Source organism: Streptomyces luteogriseus (assembly GCF_014205055.1).
GTDB classification, from domain to species: domain Bacteria; phylum Actinomycetota; class Actinomycetes; order Streptomycetales; family Streptomycetaceae; genus Streptomyces; species Streptomyces luteogriseus.
The window spans coordinates 8,554,345-8,580,047 of record NZ_JACHMS010000001.1 but is presented as its reverse complement, the minus strand read 5'-3'; the positions used below and the strand labels follow the sequence as shown (position 1 = coordinate 8,580,047).

Below are 25,703 nucleotides of genomic sequence, written 5' to 3'. Positions count from 1 at the left end.
GGGTGTGGGGATTCGGTCGCCCGCCTCGGGGCTCCCGGCGGTCACAGGGAGAAGGCGCCGGTCAGCAGCGCGCCGGCGGTCATGACGAGGGTGGTGGCGAAGGCCCAGCGGAAGATGAAGCGCTGGTGTTCGCCGAGCGACACACCGCTCATGCCGATCAGGATGAAGGTGGACGCGGTGAGGGGGCTGAGGGGGAAACCCGTCGTCATCTGGCCGAGAATGGCGGCCCGGGCGACCTCGGCCGGGTCCGTGCCGAACCCGTTCGCGGTCTCGGCGAGTACGGGCAGTACCCCGAAGTAGTAGGCGTCCGGGGTGAAGACCATGCTCAGCGGCATGCTGGTGACGGCCACCGCGACGGGCAGGTGCGACCCGAGGGAGTCGGGGACGACGGAGACGAACGCCTCGGCCATCTCGTCGATCATCCTGGTGCCGCTGAGGATTCCGGTGAGGACGCCGGCCGCGAAGATCATCGTTGTGACCAGGACAACGCTCTTGGCGTGCTTGTCGAGCAGGGCCTGTTGCTGTTCCCAGGTGGGGTGGTTGACCAGCAGCGCGATCGCGAAGCCGAGGACGAACAGCACTGGGAGCGGCAGCACTTCCTGGATGAGGCAGACCAGGAGGGCGATGGTGAGCAGGAGATTGAAGGTGTTCAGCCAGGGGCGCTGCCCCGGCGGGACCCGGACGGCGCCGGGCCCCTCCCCGGGTGACCTGGCAGGGGCCTGGCTCTCCGGCCCGTCGGCCGTCGTGGGAGTGACCTGCCGGTTCGACTCTTCTGCCGGGGCAGTCGTCGAAGCGGCGGGTTCGCGCTCGTCCCCCGCATCCTCGCCCTGGTGCGTGTCAGTACGCACGTCCGTGGCCGGGCCCCGCGGGGACAGCGCGCCGAGACGGTTGCGCTCCCGACGGCCGAGCAGGTAGGAGGCCACCAGTACCCAGACGACACCGAAGCCCATCGCGGGCAGCACGGGGGTGAAGACCTCGGAACTGTCCAGTTTCAGCGCCGCCATGGCTCGCACGGTCGGGCCGCCCCAGGGAATCATGTTCATCACGCCCGCGCCCAGACAGACCACTCCCGACAGCACCAGGGGGTTCATGCCGAGCCGCCTGTAGACCGGCAGGAGCGCGGAGACGGCGATGACGAACGTGGAAGCACCGTCGCCGTCCAGGGCGACGCACAGCGTGAGGACGGCCGTCGCGACAGTGACCCGCAACGGATCTCCCCGCGCCGCGCGCAACAGAACGCGGATCAGAGGGTCGAAGAGCCCAGCGTCCACCATCAGGCTGAAGTACAGGACCGCGAAGGCGATCATGATGCCGGTGGGGGCCACCTTGGACAGCCCACCGAGGATCAGTTCGCCGAGATCGCCGGCGAAGCCTCCGATGAGTGCCGCCAGCACCGGAAGCAGGACGAGAGCGACCAGCACCGAGGCGCGTCTGGTCATGGTGAGCAGCAGGAGGACGGCGATCGTGGCGAAGCCCAGGGCTGCCAGCATGGCGGCGCTCGCTTTCTCGGGGACGGCCCTCGGCGACGGTGGGCGGGGCTGGGCGGGGGCGACCGAGGTGTTACGCGAGAGTTTCGGAGCACCAGCGGATCGGTGTCCAGCATCAAACTGACATCTGTCCATGCGATAAGCGCATCAATTCCCGGGGGTGGCGCCCTATGCTCGTCGGCCATGGAGGCCACCACCTTGCGTCAACTGGCGGCGTACACAGCCGTCGCCCGGGCTGCGAGCTTCACCGCGGCCGCCGCGAACCTGCACGTGTCCCAGTCCTCACTCAGCCGCGCGGTGGCGGATCTGGAGCGACAGCTCGGCGTCCGGCTCCTCGAACGGGACACCCGCAACGTGCAGTTGACCGCGGCGGGCGTCGAGGCCCTGCGTATCGCCGAGCAGATCGTCACCGCCCACCGGGCGGGCATGAAGGAACTCAGGCGATTCCTGCTCGGCGAGTCGGGAACGGTCGCCGTGGCCACCCTTCCCTCGGTCGCCGCGGTGCTCCTGCCGCAGGTGATCTCCGACTTTCGCGAACGGCGTCCGCAGGTGACGGTACGCCTACTCGACGGCCTGGAGCGGCTGGTGGTGGACCGGGTCCTGTCCGGCGACGCTGACATGGCGATCACCACCATCGGCCATCCGCCCGAGCAGCTGGAGCACCGCCCCCTGGTCAGGGACCGCTTCGTCGCCGTGCTGCCGGAAGGTCACCCGCTCGCCGACCGCGACAAGATCGCCTGGGACGACCTGGCTCGTCAGCCGTTCCTTGCCGTCGGGCGCGACTCGAGCGTGCGCCGGCTCACCGATGCGGCGTTCGCACAGATCGACGCGCACGCCGTACCGGCGGCCGAGGCGGGCAGTATCGCGACCGTGGGCGGACTGGTGACCGCCGGCCTCGGGGTGACGGCGATGCCCGCCCTCGTGCTGCCCCTCATGGCTGCCGGGCCCGTCGTCTGCCTTCCCCTGGTGGACCCGGTGGTGGACCGGCGCCTGGACATCGTGGTGCGCTTCCGGCGAACGCTCCCGACGGCGACGGAGCGGTTCCTGGAGACGCTCGAGGAGTACCGCCTTCAGGGCCGCCCTCTACCGCCCGGGGTTTCGTGGGCATGAGGCCTCGGGTGGCCCTATTGATGCACCCTTCGCATTGATTCATCGCCTTCTGATGCTCGACAGGCATTTCTTGGCTCCTGCACTCTGAGAACCCCGAACGGCGACGACCGTGCGCCCCGACGCGGTCGACCCAGCCGGGAACAAATGCGCAACAGCAGGGGCGAGGGAGCGATCGGTGTCGGACGACGAGCGGAACACCACCGGCCGTGGGCAGCTGCAGGGGCTGAAAGTGGTCGAGTTCGCCCATGTGGTGGCCGGGCCTCTGGCGGGCTCGATGCTCGCCGACCAGGGGGCCGACGTCATTCACGTCGAACCCCCCGGGGCCGGCGACGCGGCCCGCGCCATGGGGCCCCAACGTGACGGGGTACCCCTGTGGTTCAAGGTCGCCGGCCGCAACAAGCGCTCGGTCACCCTGGATCTGCATCACGCGGCCGGCCGGAGCGTCGCTCGTCGGCTGGTCGCCTGGGCGGATGTCGTGATCGTCACCCTGCGCGCCGGACGCCTGCGCAGCTGGGGACTCGACTGGGACTCCGTGCACCGGATCAACCCCCGAGCCGTCCTGCTGCAGATCTCCGGCTTCGGCGCCACCTCGTCGCAGGCGGACGCTCCCGGCTTCGGCAAGATGGGTGAGGCGCGCAGCGGAGTCGTCCATCTGACCGGGTTTCCCGACGGCCCGCCCGTCCACACCGGCTTCTCGCACGGCGACGCCGTGACCGGCCTGATGGGCGCCTATGCCGTCCTCGCGGCCCTCCACCGGCGTGACCACGACCCCGGTTTCGACGGCGAGTGGATCGACCTCGCTCTCTTCGAGCCCCTGTTCCGTCTCGTCGAATGGCAGGTCATCGTCCACGACCAGCTGGGACGCGTGCCCGAACGCTCTGGCAACCAGCTGGCGGTCGCCCCCGCGGCCGTGATCAACACTTACCGTTCCCGCGACGGCGACTGGATCACGGTGACCTCCGCGACGCTGCGCTCGGTCCGCAACATCGCATCCCTGCTGGGACTCCCCGAGCAGGAGTTCGCCACCGCGCGGCAACAGTACGAGCGGCGAGGGCAGCTGGACGAGGGCCTGCGGAACTGGGTGGCCGGGCGCGGCACCGGTGAGTGCCTCGAGGAGTTCGCCCGCGCCGAAGTCGTGGCCTCACGCGTGTTCGACGCCGCGGACATCGCAGTGGACCCCGTGTACGCCGAGCGCGAGGACATCATCACTGTCGACGACCCCGACCTCGGTCCGGTGCGTATGCAGGCGGTCATTCCGCACTTCCGGCAGCGACCCGGCCGGGTCTGGCGCACTGGGCCGGCCCTCGGACAGGACAACTACCTCGTCTACGGGCAGTGGCTCGGACTCAGCGCGGAAGAGCTGATCGACCTGGAGAAGAGCGATGTCATCTGAGGCGTCCTCGGAAACGCTTACCGAAGTGGACGCGGGAGCGGTCGACCGGCCCCCGCTGCGCTCCCTGCTCTTCGTCCCCGGCACCCGTACCGGCTGGCTGCCCAAGGCCCGGGCGGCGGGCGCCGACGCGGCGATCCTCGACCTGGAGGACGCGGTGCCCGCCTCGGGCAAGCCCGCAGCCCGGGCAGAGGTGGCCGACGTCATCACACGGGCCGCCGCGCCGGCGGATCAGGCGGGGCGGATGGCGCTGTTCGTCCGTGTCAACCCGATGGACGGCTGGGCGGGGGCCGAGGAACTGCGCGCGGTCGTACGGCCCGGGCTCGCCGGCATCGTGCTCCCCAAGGTGCGCTCAGCCCGGGACGTGGAACTCGCCGACCGGCTGCTGGGCTGGTGCGAGCGGGAACAGGGCCTCCCGCCAGGACAGGTGGCCCTGATACCCCTGCTGGAGACGGCGCGTGGTCTGCGCGAGGCCTACGACATCGCCCGAGCCGCCCCGCGCATCGCCTACCTGGGCGCTCTCACCGCTCCCGGCGGCGACGTGGAACGTGCCATCGGCTACCGCTGGAGCCCGGCGGGAACCGAAACGGTGGCACTGCGCTCCCGTGTTCTGCTGGACGCGAGAGCAGCCGGAGTACCGTGCCCGGTCAGCGGATTGTGGACGCGGGTCGGCGACCTGTCGGGGCTGCGTGCCTTCGCCGAACAGACCCGCTCCCTCGGCTACGAAGGAATGATGGCGATTCATCCTTCCCATGTGCCCGTGATCAATGAGGTGTTCTCTCCCGGCGCCGCCGAACTCACCCGCTGCGCGGCGCTGATCACGGCGGTCGAGTCCGCGCAGAAGAACGGAACGGGCGCTGTGTCATTCCAGGGCGAGATGGTCGACGAGGCCATGGCCCGCACGGCACGTCTCGTTCTCGAACGACATCGGGCGCACGTTCGCGTGTCTGACCAAACAGGAGGTCCATAAAGGTGCGGCACGTCGCGGGGCCGGTGTGCGTGCCGCACCGGCCCGGTCAGGCGCCGGGCACGCTCGGACCAGCCGTCGGCGTCCTCCAGCTCCTGCGGCAGGTCCCAGTGGTAGAGGGCAGCGACGGGCTGGATGCCCTCCGGTGAGGTCGATGCTGATGTCGCCATCGGAGATGAAGGGCGCGGCCTGCGCGCCGCATCCGGAGTGCGGAGGTAGAAGGCTTGTGCGCCGACGACCGTCCGGGCGTCCAACTGATCGCTGCCACGCGGAGATGCAGGTCACTCAGCACAGCAAGGAGCGTTTACAGGACAGTCCTCAGGTTCTCCGACTGGTTGCTATTTGGTTGGTACCGGGATGGCGACTCCCAGTTCCTCCGAGACAGTGAACCGGCTGGCCGGGCAGCTGCTCACCGGCTGAGTCACGACCTTGGGTGCATTGATCTCGCCGTCGACAGGCCATCCCCTGAGTACCTGTCCTAGGCGGTACAACCACCGGTGATGGTGGGGCGTCTGTTCTTTGTTGTGCATCGTGTGATCGAGCCGGGAGCCCGCCGGAGACCGGGTTGCGGACCACCATTCCGGTTCGCGGACGCCATCGGCGTCTGCGGTGAGACAGGAGGCTTTCGTGCGTCACTCAGTCCGTCTTGCCGTGGCAGCGGCCCTCGCGGCTTGTCTGACCGCCACTCTGGTGGCCGTCCCGGCCGACCAGGCCGTCGCCGCCGGGTCCAAGCTGGCCGACGACTTCAACGGCGACGGATACCGCGACCTGGCCATCGGCATGCCTGGAAAGACGATCAGCGGGAAGGAGGGCGGCGGCGCTGTCCTCCTCACCTTCGGCTCCGCCCAGGGCCTGACCGGCAAGCACGTCTACATCACGCAGAACTCCACCGGCATCCCCGGCACAGGCGGGTACCAGGACTTCTTCGGCAGCAGCGTGGCCAGCGGCGACCTCGATCGCGACGGGTACGCCGACCTGCTGGTCGACAGCGAAGGAGATGCCTCGGGCAACGGCTCGGTGACCGTGCTGTGGGGCGGTACCTCACCGGTCCGGGCGCGAGTCGCCGGTGAAGTCGCCCACGGCGATGTCGGCGCCGAACATGCGCGAGGGATACGACGGTCCTGAAGGCAGTGCGAGGGCACTGCAGACATCCCTGCGGCTGTACTCCGGCACGTTCACCCGCACCAAAGCCCCCGCCGGCCATGACGTCACCGGCTCCGATTCCTTCGATGCCACACCGGTTACCCGGTCTCCACGTCCGGGGAGTCCCTTGCGTCGGTTTCGGCATCCCCGGTATCGGGATCGGGGAACGTCCACCTTGAGCGCGAAAACGCCCAACTGCGGCAGGCCGGCCCGTGTGGATCTTCAGCGTCGGGATGCCTGGCGCGCTGCGCGGACCGATGAAGCGTGCCTGGTCGACGAAGGCGGCGGCGCGATGCCGGGCCTCCGGCTACATCACCGTCCGCTACAGCGACCCCCAGATCGATGGCGGCCTCGCCCCCTCAGGCCGCATCTACCACCAGAACACCGCCGGCATCCCCGGCGCCAACGAGAAGGAGACAAGTTCGGCGCGGCGATGTCCATCGACGACATCAACGGAGACCACCGCGCAGACCTCGCCGTCGGCATCCCCTACGAGGCCCTCGGCCGAGCCTCCAGGGCAGGCGACGTACTCGTGCTGCGCGCAAGCGCCAGCGGGCTCACCACCACCGGCGCGGCACGCTACTCACAGGACACCACCGGGACCACTGGCAGCGCCGAGAACAACGACGTCTTCGGCTCCCAGGTCCGCCTCGCCGACTTCAACCGCGACGGCAGGGCAGACCTCGCCGTCTCCGCCCCTTACGAAGACCGCGGCAACTGCACCCTCTGGCAGCACTTTCACCGCCAGTGGCATGTCACAGTGCCGGCCCCTTCTGGTCCGGCGGCGGTGCGCTGCAGCGTCACGAGGTCTTCGAAGGTGGGGGCCACATTCAAGAATCTCAGGGCGGACACGGAGGCTGGGCCACGCCGCGTCCTTAACGCACCCATCCGGGCAGGCGGCCGCGACCGGGGGCGCTGATGCGGGCTGTCATGGCCCGGTTTGTCGGCTGTTGTGGTCGATAGTGGCTGCGGGGGCCCGCGCCTATATGTGATCGAGGTGGCTCGTGAGTCGGAAGTACGGGGTTCAGACGTCCACGCGGGTGGTGCGTGTGCATCAGCGGATCCCGGCGGGGCGGGTGCTGCACCGTGTTCGCCTGGTGGTCGATGACGCGATCGATTCGATCCGGCTGAGGCTGGATTCGCTGCCGGACGGCGTCTACCAGCCGGTGCCGGGGCTGCCGGTGCGAAAGGCGAAGCGGGCGGTCGGCAGTGCGTCGCGATGGGCGGCGATGGAGCCGGTTATCGAAGAGCTGAGCGTGAAAACGGCGCTGGATGTCGGTGCGAACGTCGGCTATTTCCCGATCCAGCTCGCCCGCCGGAGGGTAGCGGCAATCGCCCTCGAATCCGAGCCCAAGTACGTGCGCACCATGACCACCGCAGTGCGGCGGAACCGGCTGACCAACGTCGCGGTCATGGAGCTCGAGCTGCGGCCAGACACGGTCAACCTGCTGCCGGCAACCGATTGCACGCTCGTTCTGTCGCTGTGGCATCACCTGGTGCGCGGACAGGGCCTAGAAATCGCCACAGCACTGTTGCGGGAGGTATGGACACGGACCGGAAAAGTGATGTTCTTCGACAGTGGCGAGGACGAGATGCCCCAAGAGTTCGGTCTTCCCGCGATGGCGCCGACACCAGACGTCTGGCTCGGCGAGTACCTGCTGGCGAACTGCTCAGGTGGCCGCGTCAAGCATCTCGGCCGGCACCGTGCCTTCGACGCCACCGGGCGTCCAACAGACCGGGCGCTCTTCGCCGTGATCCGCGAACAGCCCAGATAGAGGCTACGACCCCACCGGCTACGGGCGATCACAGACACGACGCGATTAGTTCGAGCCTCTACCGGTCCGGCAGGTGCCGCCTACGCCGTGGTGTCTGGCGTCGACACGAGCAAGGTGTTGCGGTCCTTGGAGAGCCGCCCGACCTGCATGCCCGCCTGGGTGAGCGCCTGGCGGTATCGCCGCAGCTCCCGCTGCACCGCCGTCCCACGCTCGATCGTGCACACCACGCGGAGCCGTTCCTCGTTTGGGCCGTGATCGACGACGAAGCCGTCTTCGGTGCCGCTGAACTCCGTACATCCGGCCCGCCGCAGAACCTGGCGGATCATCTCAACGTCCCGGCCCCACCCGTCCGGAAGATCCGCGCGCTCTGGCCCTGGACACTCCAGGGTGCGAAGTAATGATCGCGTCATGAGTAGAGGGGCCTGGTAGGTCCTTCGATACCTCACCTCAAACGGGCGCACCGGGAGGGGCGGTGAGAGAGGCTCGGGCCCCGTCGGTTTGGGACGAGCCCGGACCGGCGGATGCGCAGCTGTCGCGTTCACGCCAGTACTGCTGTCGCCTATGGTCCATGAGGCGCTGCTGGGTGAGGGCGAGGCGGTGCCGGCCAGGGTCGTCGGCGCCCGGCAGGCTGTCCGGCGCGTGCTGCAGGTGACCGGCGTCGACACCCTCATCCCCTGCCACCCCACCGTCCAACAGGCCCTGACCGCCTGACCGCTTCCCCGGCTGATCCAAGTCGTCGCCCGCACCGACGCGCCGTCGCAGGGCCGCCTCCAGCTCCCGGCCCACCGACGGCGGCAGGAACTCCCCCAGCGCCCAGTCGATCACCATCCCCGGCGACCGGGCGCAGCCGCACGTTCGTGTGCTGGGAAACCTCCCGCAACATCTCGACCCCAGCCGCCGGCTCAATGCGGTGCACCGCGACCAGGACGCCGATGGCCTGATCGACCTTCGCGTGCGAATCGACCGCCTGGCGCAACTGGGGCGCCTGCCCTTTCACCGGAGCCGCAAGACTTCCCCCTGCGACGCAAAGATCACCTGCAAGCTGGAGGGCTTCGCTAGTTATGCCCTCACGGGCCAGCGAAAACCCGAGAGGCTGTGTCCCCAACCCCTCACCTGCCGAGTGACCTACACACCCCCGCCCACACACCGCGGCATCGAGCAGACCCGGCATGGCCGTTGAAGCAGCCCCGAACTGGGCGCGGGTGAGCACAGCTGCGCGCCGTGGCCGGGCCCCGCCTTGTTCGAGCACCATCAGGACCAGGACGCAGAATGTGAACGCCCGCGCGCTGGCCGTGACGCGGTGAACAGCTCCGGCGTTGGACTGGTCAATCCGCTGGCGGATCGGCGGGGCGGGGCAGTGCGGGCGTTGCGGGCGGCTCTGCGGACCACCGCGCGCACGGTCGGCTTATGGGCACTTCGCAGGTTTGGCACTCACCGCGGTGTGAGGGTCGGTAGGACGCGTAGCGTGTTTCCCCATCTGCCGCCGTGGTGTGCGCGGGTTTCTGGCGCGTTCCCGCCCGCGCTGCCAGGCGCCGCTCGAATGGATGCTCCTTCGACCATTCAGCTCAGAACCCGGCAGTGGTGACACATCGCGGGGGCTAGTTCCTCCCGGCTGGATGCATCCTGCCCTTCTCCGTCCGTGACGGCTTGTCCTGGCTCGCCTGTGCTGTGGCGTTTCCATGCGGCCCTTGGTTCGTTGGCAGTTGTGGGGCATCCATATGGCCTGCCTCGGGGGTGAGGGAGAGGGGGCGTTGATGGAGGCAGAGGGAGTCCATCATTCCTACGGCGTTCGGCGGGTATTGCGCGGTATCGATGTCGCGCTGCCCGCGGGGTCGGTGGTGGGCATTGTCGGCGAGAACGGGGCGGGCAAGTCGACGCTGTTGAAGATCCTTTCGGGGGAGCTCCGGCCGGAGCAGGGCGTGGTCCGGCACGGTGGGCGGTTCGGGTACTGCCCTCAGCAGGTGGTGCTGAACGATGTGTTCACGGTGCGTCAGCATCTAGAGCTCTTCGCTGCGGCTTATGACGTTCCGGATCTGCGGCGGGCGGAGGAGGTCATGGCGATCCTGGGTTTCGCCCAGTACGCCGGGGCTCTGGTGGGAACGCTCAGTGGCGGCACGCGGCAGAAGCTGAATCTGACGCTCGCGGTGATGCACGACCCGCAGGTGCTGCTGCTGGATGAGCCGTACCAGGGGTTCGACTGGGAGACGTACCTGCGTTTTTGGGATCTGGTCGGGGACCTGCGTGCGGCCGGCCGATCGGTTCTCGTCGTCTCGCATCTGGCCTACGACACCGATCGGCTCGATCAGGTGTGGCGGTTGCGGGACGGTGTGCTGCACGGACGGCAGGAGGAGGTGCGGTGAGGCGAGAGGTGCGGCTGTTCAAGATCGCCACACGTTATGGCCTGGTGGAGCACGCCAGGAACCGGTTCGCCATGCTGCTCGTGGCGGTGTTCCTCCCTGTGTGGGTCATCATGACGGGCTGGGCTGTCACCAAGGAGCCGGTGCAGTTCCGGCTGCACAGCACCCGTCACGTGTTGACCGCCGACAGTGACAAGATCACCCAGATCACCGGGGCGCTGAACGGGGTCACGCTGATCATCGGATTCATGATGTTCGCGGCGACCTTCAGCAATGGGGCATTCGACCGCCGTCTGTCCATGGCCGGGTTTCCCCGGGTTCCGCTGGGGCTGGCGAAGGTCGCCTGCCTGGTCATTGCGTCGGTGGCCGTCTGTTCGTACGCCACTGCGGTCATCTGCTGCTTCTGGTCGCCTCGGCAGCCCGTGTTGCTCGGCGCGGCGCTGTTTGGCACGGCGATGACCTACGGCGCGCTGGGCGTCGCCCTCGGCACGCTCCTGCGCCGCGAGGTGGAGGGCATGTTCGCCATTGTGATGATCAGCGTCGTGGACCTGGGCTTGCAGAATCCCCTGGCCAGTGGCGGGGCGGACAGCGGCATGGTGCGCTGGCTGCCCTCATACGGTGCCATGCAGGCTGCGACAGCCGCAGGCTTCTCCACCAGCGTGCCCGCCGTGGACTTCGCCGTCCAGCTGGCCTGGTTCACCGCCGGCGCGCTCATTGGCCTGCTTGCCTTCCATCGGCGGACCCGGTCCGCGCTGACAGCCGCTGCGCGGATTGGCGGGCAGGCGGATGCCGACCCGGTGCCGTTCGGTAAGGCGGCGGATCGATGAGGGCGGTGTCCCTGTACAAACAGCCGCACAGGGACACCGTCTTTCTCTAGCCCCCGGGACTACCGCGTGGACGGGGCCGGGGCGGCAGGCCGGCTGATCTCACGACGCAGACGCTCCAGGTCCGGTCCCACGGCCGTGGTCTTCGGCTGGTACCTCTCGGACTCGCCCTGCCGCAGATCGAAAAACAGTTTCAACATATCGTAGATCGCCGCATACCGGTCACCCTGGCCGGAGAGGCCGGGCAACGTGCGGAAGAGCACAGGCACGTACTTGTATACCGCGTTGAATTGGGCACGTTTCTCCGCCACTTGGCGCTCCACCCGCTCGATGGCTTCCGCGCGGCTGCACCCCATCTCGTGACGGATCGCCCTGACCAGGTTGTAGGGGACCTGGTCAGCCTCGTCTTGGTCCACGCCCGCCAGGTCGTTCTCAGCGAAGACGACAAAGAAGCCGAGATCCTCAAGACGTCGGACCAGGCGGTGGCTGCGCACCGCCGGCGGCATCTCCCGGTCCTGCACGATCTCCGAGCACGCCAGGCCGACCTCGAAGCCACCAGTCGACCTCCGCAGCGGCAGCCAGTCCGCTGGTGAGGGGATGTAGCCGCTGATGCGGTGGCATGCCTCACGCTCGCAGGCGTGGAGCCACTCCTCGATGTTGTCGAGCAATGCCTCCTGCCACTGGACTGTCCTGCCTTTACACAGGCGCGGCCACAACTGCGCCCAGGACGTCGGGATCGCGCCGTGCGTCCACGGTTCGCCCGGGGACTGGCGCAATGTCGCCACCAGTCCTTCCCTCAGCGCGGTAACAGCGCGCGGGTCCGTCAGCTGCGGATCCTCGAACAGGTCGTCCCACACACCGAACAGCATGCCCAACGCTGCGCTGGTCTGCTTCCTTTCGAAGAGGTCATCGTCATTGCCATCGGCGTTGCCAGCCTCATCCGCCACCCGAGGAATGATCCGCTCAATCATCGACAGAGCGCCCGACAGCCGGTGATGGTCAGCCTCGGCTGGGGTGGCGGCGATGCCGGTCTCCACGAGCCAGCCCTTCAGCCGCCTCGTGACCTGCTCAGCGTGCGCGCTGTTCTGGGGCTGAGGGGCCTGCCGGACCTGGTGGGGGATAACCGCGGGACGGGAAGCAGTGGGCCGGTCGAGTACGGCCCGAGCGTAGGCCGTCAGACCATCGAGCGCATAAGAGTGATCGGTAAGGTGGGAAAGCTGATCAGCGGCCTCGGTCATGTACGCGTCGGCCACCGCCTGCGCCTCCTGCACCGCCCCGGAGGCGACAACGAGGTCCCGGGCACGTGCGGCTTCCTCCTGTGTCATCTCCTTGCCCAAAAGACGGCCAAGGTCGCGGTCGCGGGAAACCGCACGGATCACAGGCAGGGTGTAGACACCCTCGGACAGATCGGTGTTGACGGGCTTACCCAACTCCTCAGCGGTCGACGTCAGATCGAGAATGTCATCGCGTAACTGATAGGCGTACCCGAACTGCCAGCCGAACCCGGCCAGCGCCTCCTCTCGGCTCTCCTGCCGGCCGCCGCCCCCATCTGCCTGCATCGCCCCCAGCCGACAGGCCAGGGCGAACAGATGCGCCGTCTTGCCCCCAATCGCGTCGAGATAGGCCTGCTCGCTGCGCGAGACCGCATACAGGTCGGCCGCCTCCATCACCATGCCGGCGCACATCCGCTCGTTCGCCATCGTTCCCTCGACGACTTCGCGCTGACCAAGCTGCGCCAGCATGCTCAGGCCGGTGAGCATCACGCAGTCCCCGGCGAGGATGGCCAGGTGGTCACCCCATACCGCGTTGGCGCTGGGGCGGCCCCGGCGCTCGTGAGCGTGGTCCACGACGTCATCGTGGTAGAGCGCGCCCAGGTGCAGCATCTCGACGGCTGCGGCGGCGAGCACTGCCCGGTCATCGGCCGGCACCGAAGGACCCGTAAGAACGTAGTACGAGAGCAGAGCAAGGGTGGGACGGACCAGGCCACGGGACGTACCGGGCCCTTCCTGCGTGAGCGCGTCGAGTTCGGGCCTGCCCTGGATACGCACCGGTCCCAGAGCGTCACGGACCCTGTCCAAGTCCGCCTCCAGACATGGAAAAGCAGCAGGGTCAATCCCAGAAGGTGGCATTGTGTGCTCCTGACACTGGTTGGTGTTCACCGAGCGCTAGGACAGCCGACACGCAGCAGCAGAACGTCGCAGTACCCGCTCCCCGTTGTGACCACCTCCACGCCTCGCCGCCAGGAAACAGGAGACTGCCGCAGTACGCGTCTTTTCCTGCGCTAAACCACCTAATCGCATGAGCTGTCTGCTCTGCGTGGGGCGCGTTCGCGGTGGTCTGCCGTTGGACGCGCCGCCCTGGCTCCGGCCGACAGTCGGGCGGCCTGGCAGACCAGTTGAAGTGGGTGCGACCTCGCCGGCGGCGACACCGGAGACGCCATCCGCCTCGCGGCCCGCGGGCACCATGTCACCATCGTTGACTACGCACCCGCCATGCTCGCAGCGGCCACCGAGCGAGCCGTGGCAAGGGGCGTGACGGAGCTGATCAACTGCGTCGAGGCCGACGCGACCGATCTACCCCGCGACCTCGCCAACGGGCAATTCGATGTCGTGCTCTGCCACAACCTCCTGCAATACATGGACGAGGTCCCAGGCACCCTCGCCTCGGCACTCTCCCCGCTGAAGGCCGGGGGCCTGACCTCCGTCATGGCGATCAACCGGCATTCGGCGCCCTTGAACATCGCCGTCCGGGAGATGGACCCCGCAGCGGCACTCGCCGCACTCGACACCGATCAGGCGCGGACGCAGATGTTCAACTCGGCGTTGACGCTCCACACAGTTGAAGAGATCATCCGCACCATGCGGGAGGCCGGATGCCGGGACATCGCCCGCTACGGGATCCGCAGCTTCTGCGACTACATCACCGACGACGTACGCAAGCACGAACCGGACTTCTACGAAGCCCTCGAACGCCTCGAACTCGCCACCACCGCCCGGCCGCCCTACATGCACACTGCCCGGCTCTTCCAGCTCACTGCCTGGAAACTGAGCTAGGGATCGCCCATCTGACTTGCCACGATCGGTCGGATTCGGTCCCGTCAGCATCCCCCTTTTACTGCGCGGATGCTGACCGAATCGATCGCGCATCGCGACCAGTCCAGCTCACTCCGAGCACCGAGTTCATCCAGGACCACGCGGTAGAGCCGGGCCCCGACCCGGTCCCGACTCCACTGTGCGAACCTCCGGTACACCGTCTGCCAGGCCGGACCGAACACCGGCGGGAGCTGCCGCCACGTACAGCCGGAGGTCGCGACGAAGATGATCGCGGCCAGTGCCTCGCGGTCACCGGCTTCGACGCCGACCCCCGCCCTGTGGACGCTTCACCTCGGCGGGCGGCACCACCCGCCGGAACAGAGCCCACAACTCGTCCGGTACCAACCGCTCAACAGGAATCGTCATGCCCGGTTCAACGCGCGATCGGGCCATAAGAAACGATGTCTTATAGCGGTGGCTTGGTCGTTCTTGCCGAAGCCGGTCTTCCCACGGGGTAGCCCGGTCTTTCCACGGTGTGGCAAGGGCAGCTAGTACTCCAGCCGTAGATCGTGATCATGGATACGGAGACTGCTCGCCGGTAGCCTGCCTGCGTGGCTGAGATCTGGGGCGAAGAGCAGTTGATCGCGGACGGCTTCGAGCGGGTGTACGCCGAGTCGGAGTGGTACGACGGGCCGTGGGCCGGCCTTGCTGACATCGACGGGAAGCCTCACTACTTCGAGATGCACGTCTTCGACCACAGCCATGAAGTCGATGAGTACCAGGTCTGGCCCGCAAGCGAGGCGGTGGCGGAGTTGGAGCGCGAGCAGTGGGCGATCTACGCCAGGTGGTATGAGCGCCGTGAGGCGGGCGAGGTCGGACAGGAGAGCCATCCGGGCCACGGCGGGGTCGACGCCCGCTATGACGAGCTGGAGCTGCTGTTGGCGCCGCACCGCTTGGCGCCGGACGGCGCCCGTCGGCTCGTGTGTGAGCTGCGGTTCGTTGCCGGTGTCGATGTTCGCTACCGAGTCGAGGGGCCCGACTACTGGCTTCGGTGGCGTCCGAGGCCGCCGTTGATCATGGGGTGTTGTGTGGACAACCAATGATTACGCGGCGGCCTCGGACGCCGCCGTAGTGCCTGCCCACTGGCAGGAGGCATTCGAAGGACTGATGAGTCGGATCGCCGGCCGGTTCTCCCGAGTTGAACCCCGTCACCGGGTGCGGCGGTTGGTCTCCGGGCTGCTGTCGGACCTGCCGAGGAAGAACTGCTGGACCCTGGCCGAGCACGCGGGCGATGCCACTCCGGACGGCATGCAGCACCTGCTCCACCGGGCGAAATGGGACGCCGACGCGATTCGTGACGACATACGGGCCTACGTGGTCGAGCACCTGCGCGACACCGAGGCGGTGCTCGTGGTCGACGAGACGGGCGATTTGAAGAAGGGCACCGCGACCGTCGGTGTCCAGCGTCAGTACACCGGCACGGCCGGCGAGTCGAGAACGCCCAGGTCGCCGTTTATCTCGTGTACTCCGCCGCCCGCGGACACGCCGCCATCGACCGAGCCCTGTATGTGCCGCGCTCGTGGACCGAGGCACCGGACCGCTGCCGGAGCGCGGGCATCCCCGACGGCCTGGCCTTCGCCACCAAACCCCAACTTGCCGCCCGCATGGTCGAGCGGGCCTTGGACGCGGGAGCACCCGCGCGCTGGGTCGCGGGCGACGAGGTCTACGGCGACAACCCGCACCTGCGGACCGCCCTGGAACATCGTCGGACCGGCTACGTCCTGGCGGTGTCCAGCACCCACTCCGTCATGACGCCCGCCGGTAAGTTCCAGGCGAAGACCCTGGCCGCGCGGATCCCGAAGCGGGCCTGGCAGCGGCTGTCGGCCGGAGCAGGCGCGAAGGGTGAGCGGTACTACGACTGGGCCCGGATCGACATCCACGACACCGCCGGTTGGCCCGGCCAGTGGTGCCTGTTGGTCCGTCGCAACCGTCGCACCGGTGAACTCGCCTTCTACCGCTGCTTCTCACCGCGTCCGGTGCCGATGTCCGAGCTGGTGCGGGTGGCCGGACGGCGCTGGACGATCGAGGAGAGTTCCAGGCAAGCAAGGGCTTGACCGGCCTGGACGAGCACCAGGTCCGCCGCTGGACCTCCTGGCACCGCTGGGCCACCCTCGCCATGCTCGCCCACGCCTTCCTCTGCACTGCAGCCACCGAACGCCGCGACCGACCCGCCCCCGACGGCCTGATCCCCATGACCGGCAACGAGATCCAGCACCTGTTCGCGGCATTGATCCGCCCAGCCCACGACCTCGCACACCGCCTGCGCTGGTCACACTGGCGACGTCGGCATCAAGCCCGCGCCCGCCGGTGCCACTACCGACATCAAGCGGCCGTCCAGCCATGAAGATCACGATCTACGGCTGGAGTACTAGGGCGTGTATCGAATGTGCCGGTCACAGCCGCTCATTGATGGCCGCTACGAGGACGGTCGCCTCGTAGCGGACCGCGAGTTTGTCGTACCTCGTGGCCACGGCGCGGTGCCTTTTGAGGCGATTGATGCCGCACTCGACCGCATGCCGAGCCTTGTAGTCCTCCGGGTCGAACTTTGGCGGCCGCCCGCCGAGGGAGCCCCGTTCCTTACGGTTCCGAGCCTGGTCGGCCTTGTCCGGGATGGTGCAGCTGATGCCACGCCGCCGCAGGTAGGAGCGGTTCTCGCGGGAGGAATATGCCTTGTCAGCGCGCACGCGGTCGGGACGGGTGCGGGACCTGCCGGGTCCGATCCGTGGCACCCGGACGCGGCTCAGGACGACCTCGAACTGCGGGGAGTCACCCCGCTGCCCAGCCGTGATCACGATCGACATGGGCTTCTGTCCCTGTTCGACAGCGAGATGCAGTTTGGTGGTCAGGCCACCGCGCGAGCGCCCATGTCCGTGATCTTCCGGCTCGATGGCGACTCCACCAGGCGGCTCTTTCTGCAGTTCCCCCTTTTCCGCGCCCCTGCGGCGTGCTGGTGGGCCCGGCAGACGGTGGAGTCGATGTTGAGATCCCAGGTGATCAGGTCCTCCGTGTCGGCCTGTGCCTGCAATGCGGTGAATATCCGATGCCAGGTGCCGTCCCGTTGCCAGCGGCGGAAAAGGTCGTAGACCCGGCCCCAGGGACCGTATTTGGCGGGCATGTCCCGCCACGGGATACCGGTGCGGACGCGGAACCGTATGCCGTCGATCAGCTGCCGTCGGCTCCATACCGGTGGTCGGCCGGGCTTCTTACCCTTCGGCAACAGCCCCTCCAGCACCGCCCATTGCGCGTCCGTCAGATCTCCACGTGCCACCCGGTGATCATTACAGACCGTGATCTACTTCTGGTCACGATGCCGATCAACGAGAAGCCGAGGTCATGACCAATCACTGCTGCGAGGCGATGACCAGTCGCGTGAACGTGGGTTGCGACCAGCACGATGACTCCTTCGCCTGCCCGGACGCATTGGTTGACTTCAGCGCCAAGTTCCAGGAGTACGGGCTGATCATCCACGACGGCGGCACGTCGAGCATCACGATCGACTTCTGCCCCTGGTGCGGACGACGCCTCCCCGAGTCACGGCGGGACCGATGGTTTGACGAGCTGGAGCGCCGCGGGATCGATCCTTGGGAGGACGAGGTGCCTGCCGAGTTCCAGGATGATCGCTGGCTCGGCTCTCTGTACCAGGAGTAACGAACCAGCAGCTCGGGCCACTTCCGACACACTCCCTAGGGGTCGACTCGCCCGAAGCGCTGAGCGCCGACGGTGTGCGAGTGGCGAAGGCGGGGCACCGATGTCGCCCCGACACCTCCGGCCGTGGCGCCGCCCCAACCCGCCCGACCTCTCCCCGCTCACGTCGCCCCCTGCAGCCCATTGCTTCACGGCAGGCCCTCAGGCAACACCGTAGGGCCGGCGGGGAGTGCCGGGTGCTACTGCGGGCGGCGTCCGCTGACGTGCCCGCCAGGATCGTCGGGCAGGGCGATACGGGCAGTGATGCGTTTGCCGACCGGCTCGCGCTGGACCTCGAAGCCCTGCGCAACTGCCATGACGATCTCCAAGCCGTGCTGGCCGACTCTGCCCGCGTCGGCGGCCCGCGCCACCGGCAGGACCGGGTCGCTGTCCCACACCACCACTTCCACCACGGCCCCGTTGATGCGCAGTTCCATCAGAACGGGGCCAGGGGCGTACTTGCGGGCATTGGTGACCAGCTCGCTGACCACGAGCTGGGTCAGGTCCATGGCGCGTGCCGATACCGGTATGCCGTGTTCGGCCTGGACGCGGGTGAGGAAGCCGGCCGCCCGGTGGCGTGCCTCAGCGATCACGTGCCCGTCACCGTCCAGGGCAATGGTGTCCTGTATCGGTGAGGTGCCCGGCAGCAGGCAGCCCTCCCCCTCGGGGACTGATTCAGTCGGCTCCACCCTTGTTCCCCCTGTTCACACGCCTGCGCGTACCGCAAACTATGGACTACACGCCCTGTGGGGGTACGGGCAATGGGCCGCACACGTGTTCGCCGTAACATCGGGGCAGGCTGGCGACGCTGATCGAGTCGAGGCCTGAAGCCCCCATCCGCGAGCGCAGGCGAGGACATGGTGACAGACACCCACGGAGCAGCCCGGCCCTGCCGCATGTCAGCTGAGTGCACAGACGTCGAGGGCATTCGGCTGGTCACCCTGCGCGGCGAGATCGACCAGGATGTCAAGGACGTCCTCACCGAGGCTCTGATGTCCTGCGACGGGACGATGCCGCCGCGGACCGTAGTGGACCTCAGCGGCGTGACGTTCATCGACTCCAGCGGTATCAACGTCTTCATCGCCGCCTACCAGGCCGTCGGCGGCTCGCAGGGGTGGCTGCGTATGGCCGGCGCCCAGACATCGGTGCTGCGGGTCTTTCAGCTCGTCGGCCTGGACCAAGTCATCGGCTGCCATCCCACCGTCGAGCAGGCCCTGACCGCCTGACCAGCGCTGCGCCGGGCCACGATGTGAAGGGCCGCTGTCGAGCTTTATGTGGACCGGCCGGCGTTGACTGCAGCAACTCCTGCACGGCTTTCGGTTCACGCTAGGTGATGGTGATCAGCTCGTGGAGCGTTGGGGGCGCCGCCGGAGGTACTGGTGAGGGCAATGCGGGCGGTGATGCGTTTGCCCGCCTGTTCCCGTTGTATCTCGAAGCCCTCAGCGGCGGCTTTCACGATCTCCAGGCCGTGGCCGCCGATCCGGCGGGGATCGGCGGCCCGGGCCGTCGGGATCGAGGGATCACTGTCCCAGACGACGACTTCCACCGAGCTGACCGTGATACGCAGTTCCATCAGGACGGGACCGGGAGCGTATTTGCGGGCGTTGGTGACGAGCTCGGTGACCACCAGCTGGGTGAGGTACCTCTCGTGAGCGGACACGGACAGGTGGTGATCGTGGGCAGCCTGGTCGACGAAGGCGGCGGCGCGATGCCGGGCATGTGCGATACAGCCGTCGCCGCCGCCCACGGCATAGCCCGTGCGCACCAGGTACTCGCCAGGCACTGGACAGCCGTCACGACGAAGGCTCACTGGACCCTCCCTCACGCCGAGTGACGGGCGAGTACCCTGGCCGTTCTGCTGCCATGCGTACAGCAGAACGGCCCAGCCGCCAGCAGGATCGCGTGGGCCGGTTCGCGCACCTCCAGGTGGGGTTCGTCTCGGCCATTGGCGAGGTATCCGAGCCTGCCCGGCTGCTCAGAGTGCGCTTCTTTCGCGTAGCACGATTCCGCCCGCAGCCTGTCTAGGGAAGGATCTTGATCGAGCTTTGCCAGTTCAGCTCGAGTGGCTGCTGGAGGGAAATGTGCAGGAATCCCATCGCCTCCAGCTCCCGGGCTCTGCGCAGGGGTCCCACATCCAACGGGCGCATCTCGCCGGAGCGGACAAAGTCCGCGATCTTGTCCTTAGCTGCGGAGTCGTCTCCGGCGATCAGGACGTCGAGCGGGAAGTCATGGGCTTTGCCCGTCGTCAGTGGGCCGGCGAAGGTGGTGTTGAACGCTTTGACGACCTTCACGTCCGCGCCGAGGACCTGCTGGATCTCCTCGGCAGCCGAGCTGTCCGGGGGTGTCACCCGCCCATCCATGGTTGAGACGTCGATCGGGTTGCAGATGTCCACCACGACCTGCCCGGCCAGGGCAGTCCCGGCGGATCTCGCGAACTGCAGTGCCGCGTCGAACCACAGTGCGAGCACGGTGACATCAGCCTCCTCCGCCGAAGCGGCCCAGTCGCACTCACCGTCCGGGAACCGCTGCTTGAGCTCCTCGGCCACTGCCCGGGCAGGGTCGGTGTCGGGGTGGATCAGGCGCACGCCGTGGCCGCCGGCAAGGGCACGGGTGGCGATGGCGCGGCCCATGTTGCCCGGGCCCACAATGTTGATCTTCACGACTGTTGCCTTCCGGTCTCACGGTGCCTACGACACCGCCGGGTCCGTCCGCCTGCCCGCCGACAGCGCTGTCACGGGCCGCTCGCGTCAGGGTTAGGACGTCGAAGGGTGCAGGTGCATCCCTATCCCGAGGACCGTCGGCTGTGGCGTGCAGGAAGGGCACCGTCACCCGGATGCCGGACGGCCCCGATCCCGATACCGGGGATGCCGAAACCGACGCAAGCGAGCGTGGGCCGACCCCGGCGCAAGGGCTCCCCACCATTGCGCACGCTGACCGCCTGGCTTCACGCTCCTACGCCAGCTTCGATGCCACACCGGTTACCCGGTCTCCACGTCCGGAGAGTCCTGCTCGCGTGAACGCCGCTGCACGGCCGCCTCCAGTTCCTGCCCCACCGACTCGGGCAGCGACTGCCCCAGTGCCCAGCCGATCACCGTCTCTGCGACCGTGTGCAGCTTGATATTGGTGCGCTGGGACACCTCGCGCATCACCTCGAACCCGGCGGCCGGCGTCATCCGGTGCGTCGCGATGAGGATGCCGAGGGCCTGGTCGATCCTCGCGTGCGAATCGACCGCCTGCCGCAATTGGGCGTTCTCGCGCTCAAGGCGGGCGTTCGCGGCGTCGTCACGTGTGCCGTCGGGCGCAGGCCGCGGCACCTCTGCGGCACGGACAACAAGCTCAAGGGGGTGCTGACCGACCGGGATGTCGTCGTGAAGGTTCTCGGCGCGGGCAAGGACCCCGCGACCTGCTCGGCCGGCGAGCTGGCCCAGGGCGAGGCCGTGACCATCGGCGCCGACGACGATGTGGAGGAGATCCTGCGCACCATGACGGAACACAAGGTGCGCCGCCTGCCGGTGATCGACGGGCATGACCTGGTCGGCATGGTCGCCCAGGCCGACGTCGCCCGATCCCTGCCCGAGCCCAAGGTCGGCGATCTGCTCCAGGCCCTGTCCACCGACTGAGCCGAACGCGGCCCCCGGACCTCTTGCCAATCCGGTGGGGGTGGGAACGCACCGGATTGGCGGCCGGGGCCCGGGGCACACGGGTCGGTGTATGACCCATGAGAGCAACGGTGACGAGGGAGACCCCCTATGCTCTTGGCCCACCCCGTCGTGCTGAAGAACCTCATCGAGCAGTACGAGACACTGCGCGTCCTGCACGCCGAACACGGCACTCCGGAAGCGCGTCGGCGTATGGAAGACGTCGCGTACACGCTGTGCGTGTCGACCGGCACCCGTGATATCGACGCCGCCCTTGTCGCCGCCCGCCACCGGCTGCCCGGGGCCCGTACCGAAGACGACTCCCTCCTGACCCCCTGATCGCCCCCGGAATCGGTCCATAAGCATCATGACCACGACCGTCAACCTGCCGACGTTCAGCAGCCTCGATGAGCTGACCCAGCTCATCACCCGCCGCAGCGGCCTCTACGTGCGCTGGTCCCGCGGGCCGGAGAGCGACCTGCCGAAGACGAGCAGTACGGACGATCTGACCGGGATCAAGCTGCCGGGCCTGTCGGCCAGCCCGCTGGACCTCGAAGACTGGTGGGGCGAGCGGCCCGTGCGAATCTGGGTCGCCCGCCGACTGTACGACTACTGCCACCTGCCGCACGTCAAGGACGCCCGCACCCGCCCCTGGGTCCTGCACGGCTCCGAGACGGCCCGCGGACCGGACAACGAACCCCTGGTGACGAAGATCGAACCCCTCGGCTGGATCGCCGACCAGGTCATCACGGACGCCTGCCGCATCATCACCGAACAGCCCGGGCAGTGGGGCACACTCGACCGAGACGAGCCTAGTGAGGAACCCCCTCATCCCTGAGGTCGCCGAATCGGCACGACCATCAGTAGCCCCCGGCGGCGTTATCGCCTCCGGGCCCGGCCGCGAGGCGCGGCGGAGCGTAGGCACCGTAGCTCCGGGAGCGCAACGGACGGAGCGTCACTCGCCTTGCGCAGCAATGCGGGTTGGCTGCTCGCGCAGCAAGCAACAGCGCAGGCCATCAACCGCGACGAAGCCCGCCGGTTCCCGGCCTCCGGGCTCCCCGCCTGCCCCCACTGCCAGCCCGACGCCGACCTGCGCCAGCTCCGCAGTTCAGCTCAGAGACGTGGGCCGCCTCGGGGGCGGAACGGCCCGCAGCAGTTCCCAGAGTGGCCGGGACCCCGAGGCCCACACCGCCAGGGTCTGGCGGTCCACCACGTGCAGCCGCTGCTGCTTGGCGAAGGTGACGGCGGGCCCGGTCACCCGGCCGTTCGTCACGATCACCGCGACGTCCGCGCCGTGCACCGGCCGAGCCGTCCCGTTGAGCACCTGCAGATCCGGTGTGCCCACCGCCGAGCCGCGGGCGCCGTTGCGGCGGTGCTTGCACTGGATCACCCAGCGCCGCCCGAGCGGGTCGGTTGCCTTCACGTCCGCGCCCAGATCTCCTCCACCGCCGACCCGCTGCGCGTCCTGGCAGCCGTCGCGGCGCATCAGATCCCGGACCGCTTCCTCGAACTTGGCGTGATGCAGCGCGTCGAGTTGGGACAGTGCGTAGCGCAGGCCCTGCGCGCGGACAGCCTCCCATCGGGCCTGCTGCTGCCGGTTGGAGAGCCAGCCGATACCAGCAAGCACGGCGAGTACCAGGGCGACGAGGAGGGCCCACCAGTGGGCCAGCAGCCAGTTGACCACCATCACCGCCAAGCCGATGACCGCTGCCGCCACCACGGCGAAGGCGATCAGCTGAGCGTCCTTCTGCTGCTGCCGCTTGCTCGGGCGCCGGGTACGCCGCCGTGCCGACGGCCGCCGCCGCGTCATCGGCTCCCCTCCGCCTCAGGGAACCGGACGCCATACGACACCGTCGGGCGCGGCTGCACGATCCGCGGCGGCGGGGCGTTGTCGAACCGGATCGGATACTGCACGGTCGACTGCGGCCGCGGAGCCGCATCCCCACTCCCCGTCGACGCGCTGCCGTTGCCAAACGCCACCACGGCTAACGCGAACCCGGCGAAGATCGTCATCTCGCGTCTGGCACCCGCGGGCCACCGCGAATGCCCCCGCACCGGTGTCCCATCAGAGCGCACGTAATCCGGAATCCAAGGCATACAGGCCTCCCCCTCGATGACCGGACCGCCCATGGTGACAGCAGGCACTGACAACCGGTCCGCGCAGCACCACACACGGTGATCAAGGAAGACTTGAACAGGACGTTACCGAGCAGGGGGTGCTCAGGTCAGAGCACTCGAACGGCCGCTCGCCTTGGTGGAAGGCATGGTGCGTGACGTGGACGCTGCCGGAACCGATGCTGAGCTCGCCCGTACCCGAGCCGCGGCTCCGGCCGGGCTGGGCCGCGGAGTTGAAGGGGGACGGGTTCCGGGCGCTGCTCTCCGCCGACTCAGGGAAGGTGGCGCTGCGCTCGAGGCGCGGTACCGAGATGGGCCCGGCGTTTCCGGAGATCGTGGCCGGTGCCGCGCAGTTGCCGGACGCGACCGCCCTGGACGGTGAGCTCGTCGTGTGGGAGGAAGGCCGGCTCGCATTCGAGCGGCTGTAGTACCGGCTCCAACGCCGCGGTGCCGGGGCGGCCCGGGCCGCTGACGAGGCGCCGGCCCACTTCGTAACTGGGGTACGCGCGGGTTCGTAGACGATCTCTGCGTGCGATCTCTTACGTGTCGGCAGGTCCGAGGCCCGTGTTCGACGCGTCCCTGAGTCGGTGGAGTTTCCGCAGAAACTCGCAGAATCTGCGAGCTTGGTTCGTAATCTGCATGCTCGTGGATGAATACCGAACTCGTCGCAGCGCGCTGGAACCGAGGCCGGCGGAGGAGCTCGGTGGCGCCGGGCTGGCCGAGGTCTTCCAGTTGCACCGTCGCCGCACCGCAGGCCCGCAAGGAGGCGGTCGCGTGCCGCGACTACGTCATGGCGAAGATCGCCTGCTTGTCGGGCGTGCGAGCAGCCGAACTGTGCGCCGTGTGTATGCGCGATGTGCACTGGGAGTCGGGCCTGTGGGGCCGCTTCCTCGTTCATGGCAAGGGGGCCCGGGGGTCGGGACCGCGGCAGCGCGAGGCGTTCTTGTTCGAGCAGGGGCGGGAGCTGCTGTGGTGGTACGTGGAGGAGCTGCGGGGGTTGTTTCGGGACGATCCTGAGCATCCGTCGGCACCGTTGTTTCCCTCCGAGCGCTTGCCTGTGGCGGTCGCGGCGCTGAACATGCCGGTCGCGCCGAAGATGGTGCCCTCGACGTTCAGGCGGGCGCTGCGGGCAGCGTCGGTGGCGTATCTTCTCACCCCGGATCTACCGCCGTCTGATCGACGAGCACTCCTCGTCCGAGGCGTTGCGTTGACCACTTGAACCCGCACCGATGAGAGGGCGCAAGCGTCCTGCGAGCAACCGCGCGGTCCGGCCAGGGACTGAGAGGCCGGTGTTTATACCTTGCTCGCGACCACCATGTAGTTCTCGGCCTCGAGATCGAACGTGCTCAGTTCCGTCTGGAGTCCGACCCGGTGCAGCTCGACTTCGAGTTCCTCGTACCGGTAGGGCCAGCAGGACAGCAGTTCCGAGCGGACAAGAATCAACCCGGTCGCATCAACTTGCGCGATCGCAATCTCGATGTGGTGCTCCTGCTCCCAATGCGGCGCAATCTCCCAGCGGTAGACCACGACGGCATCGCGACCGTTCCGGCGGACGAGACGGTCACTGATCTCCAGCCGGGAACCTCTGGCCCTCACGAGTTCCCAAGTGCGGGATGTGAGTACCAAGCGACCTCCGGGGCGCAGAAGCCGTGACATCGACTCCAGAGCAGCACCCCTGCCTGTCGCGCCCGTGGCATGGTGAAGCGAGTTGCCAACGCAGAACACCATGTCGAACGTGTTGTCCTGGAAATGGTCGGGCAACTCTTCCCAGTTCGCGCGTACGGCCCGGACGGATGCCCCGAACTCCTCGGACAACTCTGTAGTCCGACGAACCATCGCCTCGCTGGCGTCAGTTGCGACAACCTGCATGCCACGACCGGCGAGGCCAACCGCCAACTGTCCGGTTCCGCACGAACAGTCGAGGACGTGAGCGTTCGACGGCAGGAGATTGAGGACGTCGTCGAACGACGCAGCGAACTCGGCTGGAGGCAACTTTGCATCCGAGATGAGCCATTCGTACACCTCGGCAAGCACGTCATAACCTGTCACAACCACTACCTCCGTCACGCGGCAGACTCACGGTAGGGAGTCAGTCCATCAGCGGAGCAAGCCGGGCACCAA

General features: G+C 68.1%; 27 protein-coding genes and 5 pseudogenes. 19 read left to right on the top strand and 13 right to left on the bottom strand.

What is annotated here, in order from left to right:
- Window positions 1–41 precede the first annotated feature (41 nt).
- A complete protein-coding gene (locus BJ965_RS38215) occupies window positions 42–1,490 on the bottom strand; it encodes a CitMHS family transporter (protein WP_184916411.1) in 1,449 nt (482 codons plus the stop codon).
- A 180-nt stretch (window positions 1,491–1,670) separates the two neighbouring features.
- Here BJ965_RS38215 and BJ965_RS38210 point away from each other — a divergent pair, with 180 nt between their 5' ends.
- From BJ965_RS38210 to BJ965_RS38200, 3 genes are all read left to right on the top strand, one after another.
- Window positions 1,671–2,597 (top strand): LysR family transcriptional regulator, encoded by a 927-nt coding sequence (locus BJ965_RS38210; protein ID WP_184916408.1) that lies wholly within the window; start codon window positions 1,671–1,673, stop codon window positions 2,595–2,597.
- Window positions 2,598–2,772: 175 nt separating this feature from the next.
- Window positions 2,773–3,990: a CaiB/BaiF CoA transferase family protein gene (locus BJ965_RS38205; protein WP_184916405.1), complete on the top strand. Its 1,218-nt coding sequence runs from the start codon at window positions 2,773–2,775 to the stop codon at window positions 3,988–3,990.
- A gap of 25 nt (window positions 3,991–4,015) precedes the next feature.
- The gene (locus BJ965_RS38200; RefSeq protein ID WP_313667677.1) at window positions 4,016–4,957 is read left to right on the top strand and encodes an HpcH/HpaI aldolase/citrate lyase family protein; all 942 of its coding nucleotides are present in this window, start codon (window positions 4,016–4,018) and stop codon (window positions 4,955–4,957) included.
- A gap of 56 nt (window positions 4,958–5,013) precedes the next feature.
- Here the strand turns inward: BJ965_RS38200 and BJ965_RS38195 are convergent.
- Window positions 5,014–5,094 (bottom strand): annotated as a pseudogene (locus tag BJ965_RS38195) (family 1 glycosylhydrolase); the annotation flags it as partial.
- 487 nt (window positions 5,095–5,581) lie between these two features.
- On the opposite strand from BJ965_RS38195, the gene BJ965_RS39735 reads away from it, so the two are divergent.
- From BJ965_RS39735 to BJ965_RS38185, 3 genes are all read left to right on the top strand, one after another.
- Window positions 5,582–6,079 carry an FG-GAP and VCBS repeat-containing protein gene (locus BJ965_RS39735; protein ID WP_313667676.1) on the top strand — a complete coding sequence of 166 codons (498 nt, stop codon included), beginning with the start codon at window positions 5,582–5,584 and terminating at the stop codon, window positions 6,077–6,079.
- A 451-nt stretch (window positions 6,080–6,530) separates the two neighbouring features.
- On the top strand, window positions 6,531–7,016 hold the full coding sequence (locus BJ965_RS39730) for an FG-GAP and VCBS repeat-containing protein (protein ID WP_246546260.1): 486 nt from the start codon (window positions 6,531–6,533) through the stop codon (window positions 7,014–7,016).
- Window positions 7,017–7,146: 130 nt separating this feature from the next.
- The gene (locus BJ965_RS38185) at window positions 7,147–7,872 is read left to right on the top strand and encodes a hypothetical protein (RefSeq protein WP_184916399.1); all 726 of its coding nucleotides are present in this window, start codon (window positions 7,147–7,149) and stop codon (window positions 7,870–7,872) included.
- An 80-nt stretch (window positions 7,873–7,952) separates the two neighbouring features.
- Here the strand turns inward: BJ965_RS38185 and BJ965_RS38180 are convergent, their stop codons facing one another.
- Window positions 7,953–8,198 carry a hypothetical protein gene (locus BJ965_RS38180; RefSeq protein ID WP_184916396.1) on the bottom strand — a complete coding sequence of 82 codons (246 nt, stop codon included), beginning with the start codon at window positions 8,196–8,198 and terminating at the stop codon, window positions 7,953–7,955.
- 235 nt (window positions 8,199–8,433) lie between these two features.
- Between BJ965_RS38180 and BJ965_RS38175 the strand changes: the two genes are divergently transcribed.
- Window positions 8,434–8,583, top strand: coding sequence for a hypothetical protein (locus BJ965_RS38175; RefSeq protein ID WP_184918105.1), 150 nt, complete (start codon window positions 8,434–8,436; stop codon window positions 8,581–8,583).
- On the opposite strand, the gene BJ965_RS38170 is transcribed toward BJ965_RS38175, so the two are convergent.
- Entirely contained in the window at window positions 8,540–9,043 is a 504-nt protein-coding gene (locus BJ965_RS38170; protein WP_184918012.1) for an ANTAR domain-containing protein, read from the bottom strand. The genes BJ965_RS38175 and BJ965_RS38170 overlap by 44 nt on opposite strands.
- A 583-nt stretch (window positions 9,044–9,626) precedes the next feature.
- Between BJ965_RS38170 and BJ965_RS38165 the strand changes: the two genes are divergently transcribed.
- Window positions 9,627–10,232: an ABC transporter ATP-binding protein gene (locus BJ965_RS38165; protein WP_184916393.1), complete on the top strand. Its 606-nt coding sequence runs from the start codon at window positions 9,627–9,629 to the stop codon at window positions 10,230–10,232.
- Window positions 10,229–11,056 (top strand): ABC transporter permease, encoded by an 828-nt coding sequence (locus tag BJ965_RS38160; RefSeq protein ID WP_184916389.1) that lies wholly within the window; start codon window positions 10,229–10,231, stop codon window positions 11,054–11,056. Before BJ965_RS38165 ends, BJ965_RS38160 begins: the two co-directional genes overlap by 4 nt.
- Window positions 11,057–11,115: 59 nt before the next feature.
- On the opposite strand, the gene BJ965_RS38155 is transcribed toward BJ965_RS38160, so the two are convergent.
- Entirely contained in the window at window positions 11,116–13,101 is a 1,986-nt protein-coding gene (locus BJ965_RS38155) for a polyprenyl synthetase family protein (protein WP_313667674.1), read from the bottom strand.
- A gap of 369 nt (window positions 13,102–13,470) precedes the next feature.
- Here BJ965_RS38155 and BJ965_RS38150 point away from each other — a divergent pair.
- Window positions 13,471–14,106 (top strand): annotated as a pseudogene (locus tag BJ965_RS38150) (class I SAM-dependent methyltransferase); the annotation flags it as partial.
- 3 nt (window positions 14,107–14,109) lie between these two features.
- On the opposite strand, the pseudogene BJ965_RS38145 reads toward BJ965_RS38150, so the two are convergent.
- A pseudogene (locus BJ965_RS38145) lies at window positions 14,110–14,511 on the bottom strand (transposase); the annotation flags it as partial.
- Between the two features lie 185 nt (window positions 14,512–14,696).
- Between BJ965_RS38145 and BJ965_RS38140 the strand changes: the two are divergent.
- Both BJ965_RS38140 and BJ965_RS38135 read left to right on the top strand, forming a co-directional pair.
- Complete coding sequence (locus tag BJ965_RS38140; protein WP_184916386.1) at window positions 14,697–15,188, top strand: hypothetical protein; 492 nt, start codon at window positions 14,697–14,699, stop codon at window positions 15,186–15,188.
- A gap of 64 nt (window positions 15,189–15,252) precedes the next feature.
- Window positions 15,253–16,489 (top strand): annotated as a pseudogene (locus BJ965_RS38135) (IS701 family transposase).
- A gap of 49 nt (window positions 16,490–16,538) precedes the next feature.
- Here BJ965_RS38135 and BJ965_RS38130 read toward each other — a convergent pair.
- A protein-coding gene (locus BJ965_RS38130) for an IS5 family transposase (protein ID WP_376777966.1) occupies window positions 16,539–17,413 on the bottom strand; the annotation gives its coding sequence in 2 pieces (ribosomal slippage) (window positions 16,539–17,030 and window positions 17,033–17,413; 873 coding nt in all).
- 65 nt (window positions 17,414–17,478) lie between these two features.
- On the opposite strand from BJ965_RS38130, the gene BJ965_RS38125 reads away from it, so the two are divergent.
- Window positions 17,479–17,793, top strand: a complete 315-nt coding sequence (locus tag BJ965_RS38125) for a DUF6980 family protein (protein WP_184916383.1) — start codon at window positions 17,479–17,481, stop codon at window positions 17,791–17,793.
- A gap of 236 nt (window positions 17,794–18,029) precedes the next feature.
- Here BJ965_RS38125 and BJ965_RS38120 read toward each other — a convergent pair whose 3' ends face one another.
- Window positions 18,030–18,476, bottom strand: coding sequence for an ATP-binding protein (locus BJ965_RS38120; RefSeq protein WP_184918001.1), 447 nt, complete (start codon window positions 18,474–18,476; stop codon window positions 18,030–18,032).
- A gap of 249 nt (window positions 18,477–18,725) precedes the next feature.
- On the opposite strand from BJ965_RS38120, the gene BJ965_RS38115 reads away from it, so the two are divergent.
- On the top strand, window positions 18,726–19,055 hold the full coding sequence (locus BJ965_RS38115; RefSeq protein WP_246546258.1) for an STAS domain-containing protein: 330 nt from the start codon (window positions 18,726–18,728) through the stop codon (window positions 19,053–19,055).
- Window positions 19,056–19,150: 95 nt separating this feature from the next.
- Here BJ965_RS38115 and BJ965_RS38110 read toward each other — a convergent pair whose 3' ends face one another.
- The 3 genes from BJ965_RS38110 to BJ965_RS38100 all read right to left on the bottom strand — a co-directional run bounded on the left by BJ965_RS38110 (window position 19,151) and on the right by BJ965_RS38100 (window position 21,071).
- The gene (locus BJ965_RS38110; RefSeq protein WP_313667673.1) at window positions 19,151–19,612 is read right to left on the bottom strand and encodes an ATP-binding protein; all 462 of its coding nucleotides are present in this window, start codon (window positions 19,610–19,612) and stop codon (window positions 19,151–19,153) included.
- A 238-nt stretch (window positions 19,613–19,850) separates the two neighbouring features.
- Window positions 19,851–20,489 carry an NADPH-dependent F420 reductase gene (locus BJ965_RS38105; protein WP_184916377.1) on the bottom strand — a complete coding sequence of 213 codons (639 nt, stop codon included), beginning with the start codon at window positions 20,487–20,489 and terminating at the stop codon, window positions 19,851–19,853.
- Window positions 20,490–20,807: 318 nt separating this feature from the next.
- Window positions 20,808–21,071 carry an ANTAR domain-containing protein gene (locus BJ965_RS38100; protein WP_184916374.1) on the bottom strand — a complete coding sequence of 88 codons (264 nt, stop codon included), beginning with the start codon at window positions 21,069–21,071 and terminating at the stop codon, window positions 20,808–20,810.
- Between BJ965_RS38100 and BJ965_RS38095 the strand changes: the two genes are divergently transcribed.
- From BJ965_RS38095 to BJ965_RS38085, 3 genes are all read left to right on the top strand, one after another.
- Window positions 21,048–21,449 carry a CBS domain-containing protein gene (locus tag BJ965_RS38095; RefSeq protein WP_313667671.1) on the top strand — a complete coding sequence of 134 codons (402 nt, stop codon included), beginning with the start codon at window positions 21,048–21,050 and terminating at the stop codon, window positions 21,447–21,449. The genes BJ965_RS38100 and BJ965_RS38095 overlap by 24 nt on opposite strands.
- 129 nt (window positions 21,450–21,578) lie before the next feature.
- A complete protein-coding gene (locus BJ965_RS38090; RefSeq protein ID WP_184916371.1) occupies window positions 21,579–21,806 on the top strand; it encodes a DUF5133 domain-containing protein in 228 nt (75 codons plus the stop codon).
- Between the two features lie 28 nt (window positions 21,807–21,834).
- Window positions 21,835–22,305, top strand: a complete 471-nt coding sequence (locus BJ965_RS38085; RefSeq protein WP_184916369.1) for a DUF6098 family protein — start codon at window positions 21,835–21,837, stop codon at window positions 22,303–22,305.
- Between the two features lie 270 nt (window positions 22,306–22,575).
- Here BJ965_RS38085 and BJ965_RS38080 read toward each other — a convergent pair whose 3' ends face one another.
- Complete coding sequence (locus BJ965_RS38080; RefSeq protein ID WP_184916365.1) at window positions 22,576–23,277, bottom strand: restriction endonuclease; 702 nt, start codon at window positions 23,275–23,277, stop codon at window positions 22,576–22,578.
- Between the two features lie 460 nt (window positions 23,278–23,737).
- Between BJ965_RS38080 and BJ965_RS38075 the strand changes: the two genes are divergently transcribed.
- On the top strand, window positions 23,738–24,010 hold the full coding sequence (locus tag BJ965_RS38075) for an ATP-dependent DNA ligase (RefSeq protein WP_313667670.1): 273 nt from the start codon (window positions 23,738–23,740) through the stop codon (window positions 24,008–24,010).
- 320 nt (window positions 24,011–24,330) lie between these two features.
- Window positions 24,331–24,741, top strand: a pseudogene (locus BJ965_RS38070) (site-specific integrase); the annotation flags it as partial.
- Between the two features lie 134 nt (window positions 24,742–24,875).
- Here the strand turns inward: BJ965_RS38070 and BJ965_RS38065 are convergent.
- Window positions 24,876–25,631, bottom strand: coding sequence for a class I SAM-dependent methyltransferase (locus tag BJ965_RS38065; protein ID WP_184917992.1), 756 nt, complete (start codon window positions 25,629–25,631; stop codon window positions 24,876–24,878).
- Window positions 25,632–25,703 lie beyond the last annotated feature (72 nt).

Bases quoted from the DNA above. Each gene is read 5' to 3' on its own strand.
- BJ965_RS38215 (WP_184916411.1), bottom strand. From the start codon at position 1,490: ATGCTGGCAGCCCTGGGCTTCGCCACGATCGCCGTCCTCCTGCTGCTC.
- BJ965_RS38210 (WP_184916408.1), top strand. From the start codon at position 1,671: ATGGAGGCCACCACCTTGCGTCAACTGGCGGCGTACACAGCCGTCGCC.
- BJ965_RS39730 (WP_246546260.1), top strand. From the start codon at position 6,531: ATGTCCATCGACGACATCAACGGAGACCACCGCGCAGACCTCGCCGTC.
- BJ965_RS38180 (WP_184916396.1), bottom strand. From the start codon at position 8,198: ATGATCCGCCAGGTTCTGCGGCGGGCCGGATGTACGGAGTTCAGCGGC.
- BJ965_RS38175 (WP_184918105.1), top strand. From the start codon at position 8,434: ATGGTCCATGAGGCGCTGCTGGGTGAGGGCGAGGCGGTGCCGGCCAGG.
- BJ965_RS38170 (WP_184918012.1), bottom strand. From the start codon at position 9,043: ATGCCGGGTCTGCTCGATGCCGCGGTGTGTGGGCGGGGGTGTGTAGGT.
- BJ965_RS38165 (WP_184916393.1), top strand. From the start codon at position 9,627: ATGGAGGCAGAGGGAGTCCATCATTCCTACGGCGTTCGGCGGGTATTG.
- BJ965_RS38125 (WP_184916383.1), top strand. From the start codon at position 17,479: ATGACCAATCACTGCTGCGAGGCGATGACCAGTCGCGTGAACGTGGGT.
- BJ965_RS38115 (WP_246546258.1), top strand. From the start codon at position 18,726: ATGTCAGCTGAGTGCACAGACGTCGAGGGCATTCGGCTGGTCACCCTG.
- BJ965_RS38090 (WP_184916371.1), top strand. From the start codon at position 21,579: ATGCTCTTGGCCCACCCCGTCGTGCTGAAGAACCTCATCGAGCAGTAC.
- BJ965_RS38085 (WP_184916369.1), top strand. From the start codon at position 21,835: ATGACCACGACCGTCAACCTGCCGACGTTCAGCAGCCTCGATGAGCTG.
- BJ965_RS38080 (WP_184916365.1), bottom strand. From the start codon at position 23,277: ATGACGCGGCGGCGGCCGTCGGCACGGCGGCGTACCCGGCGCCCGAGC.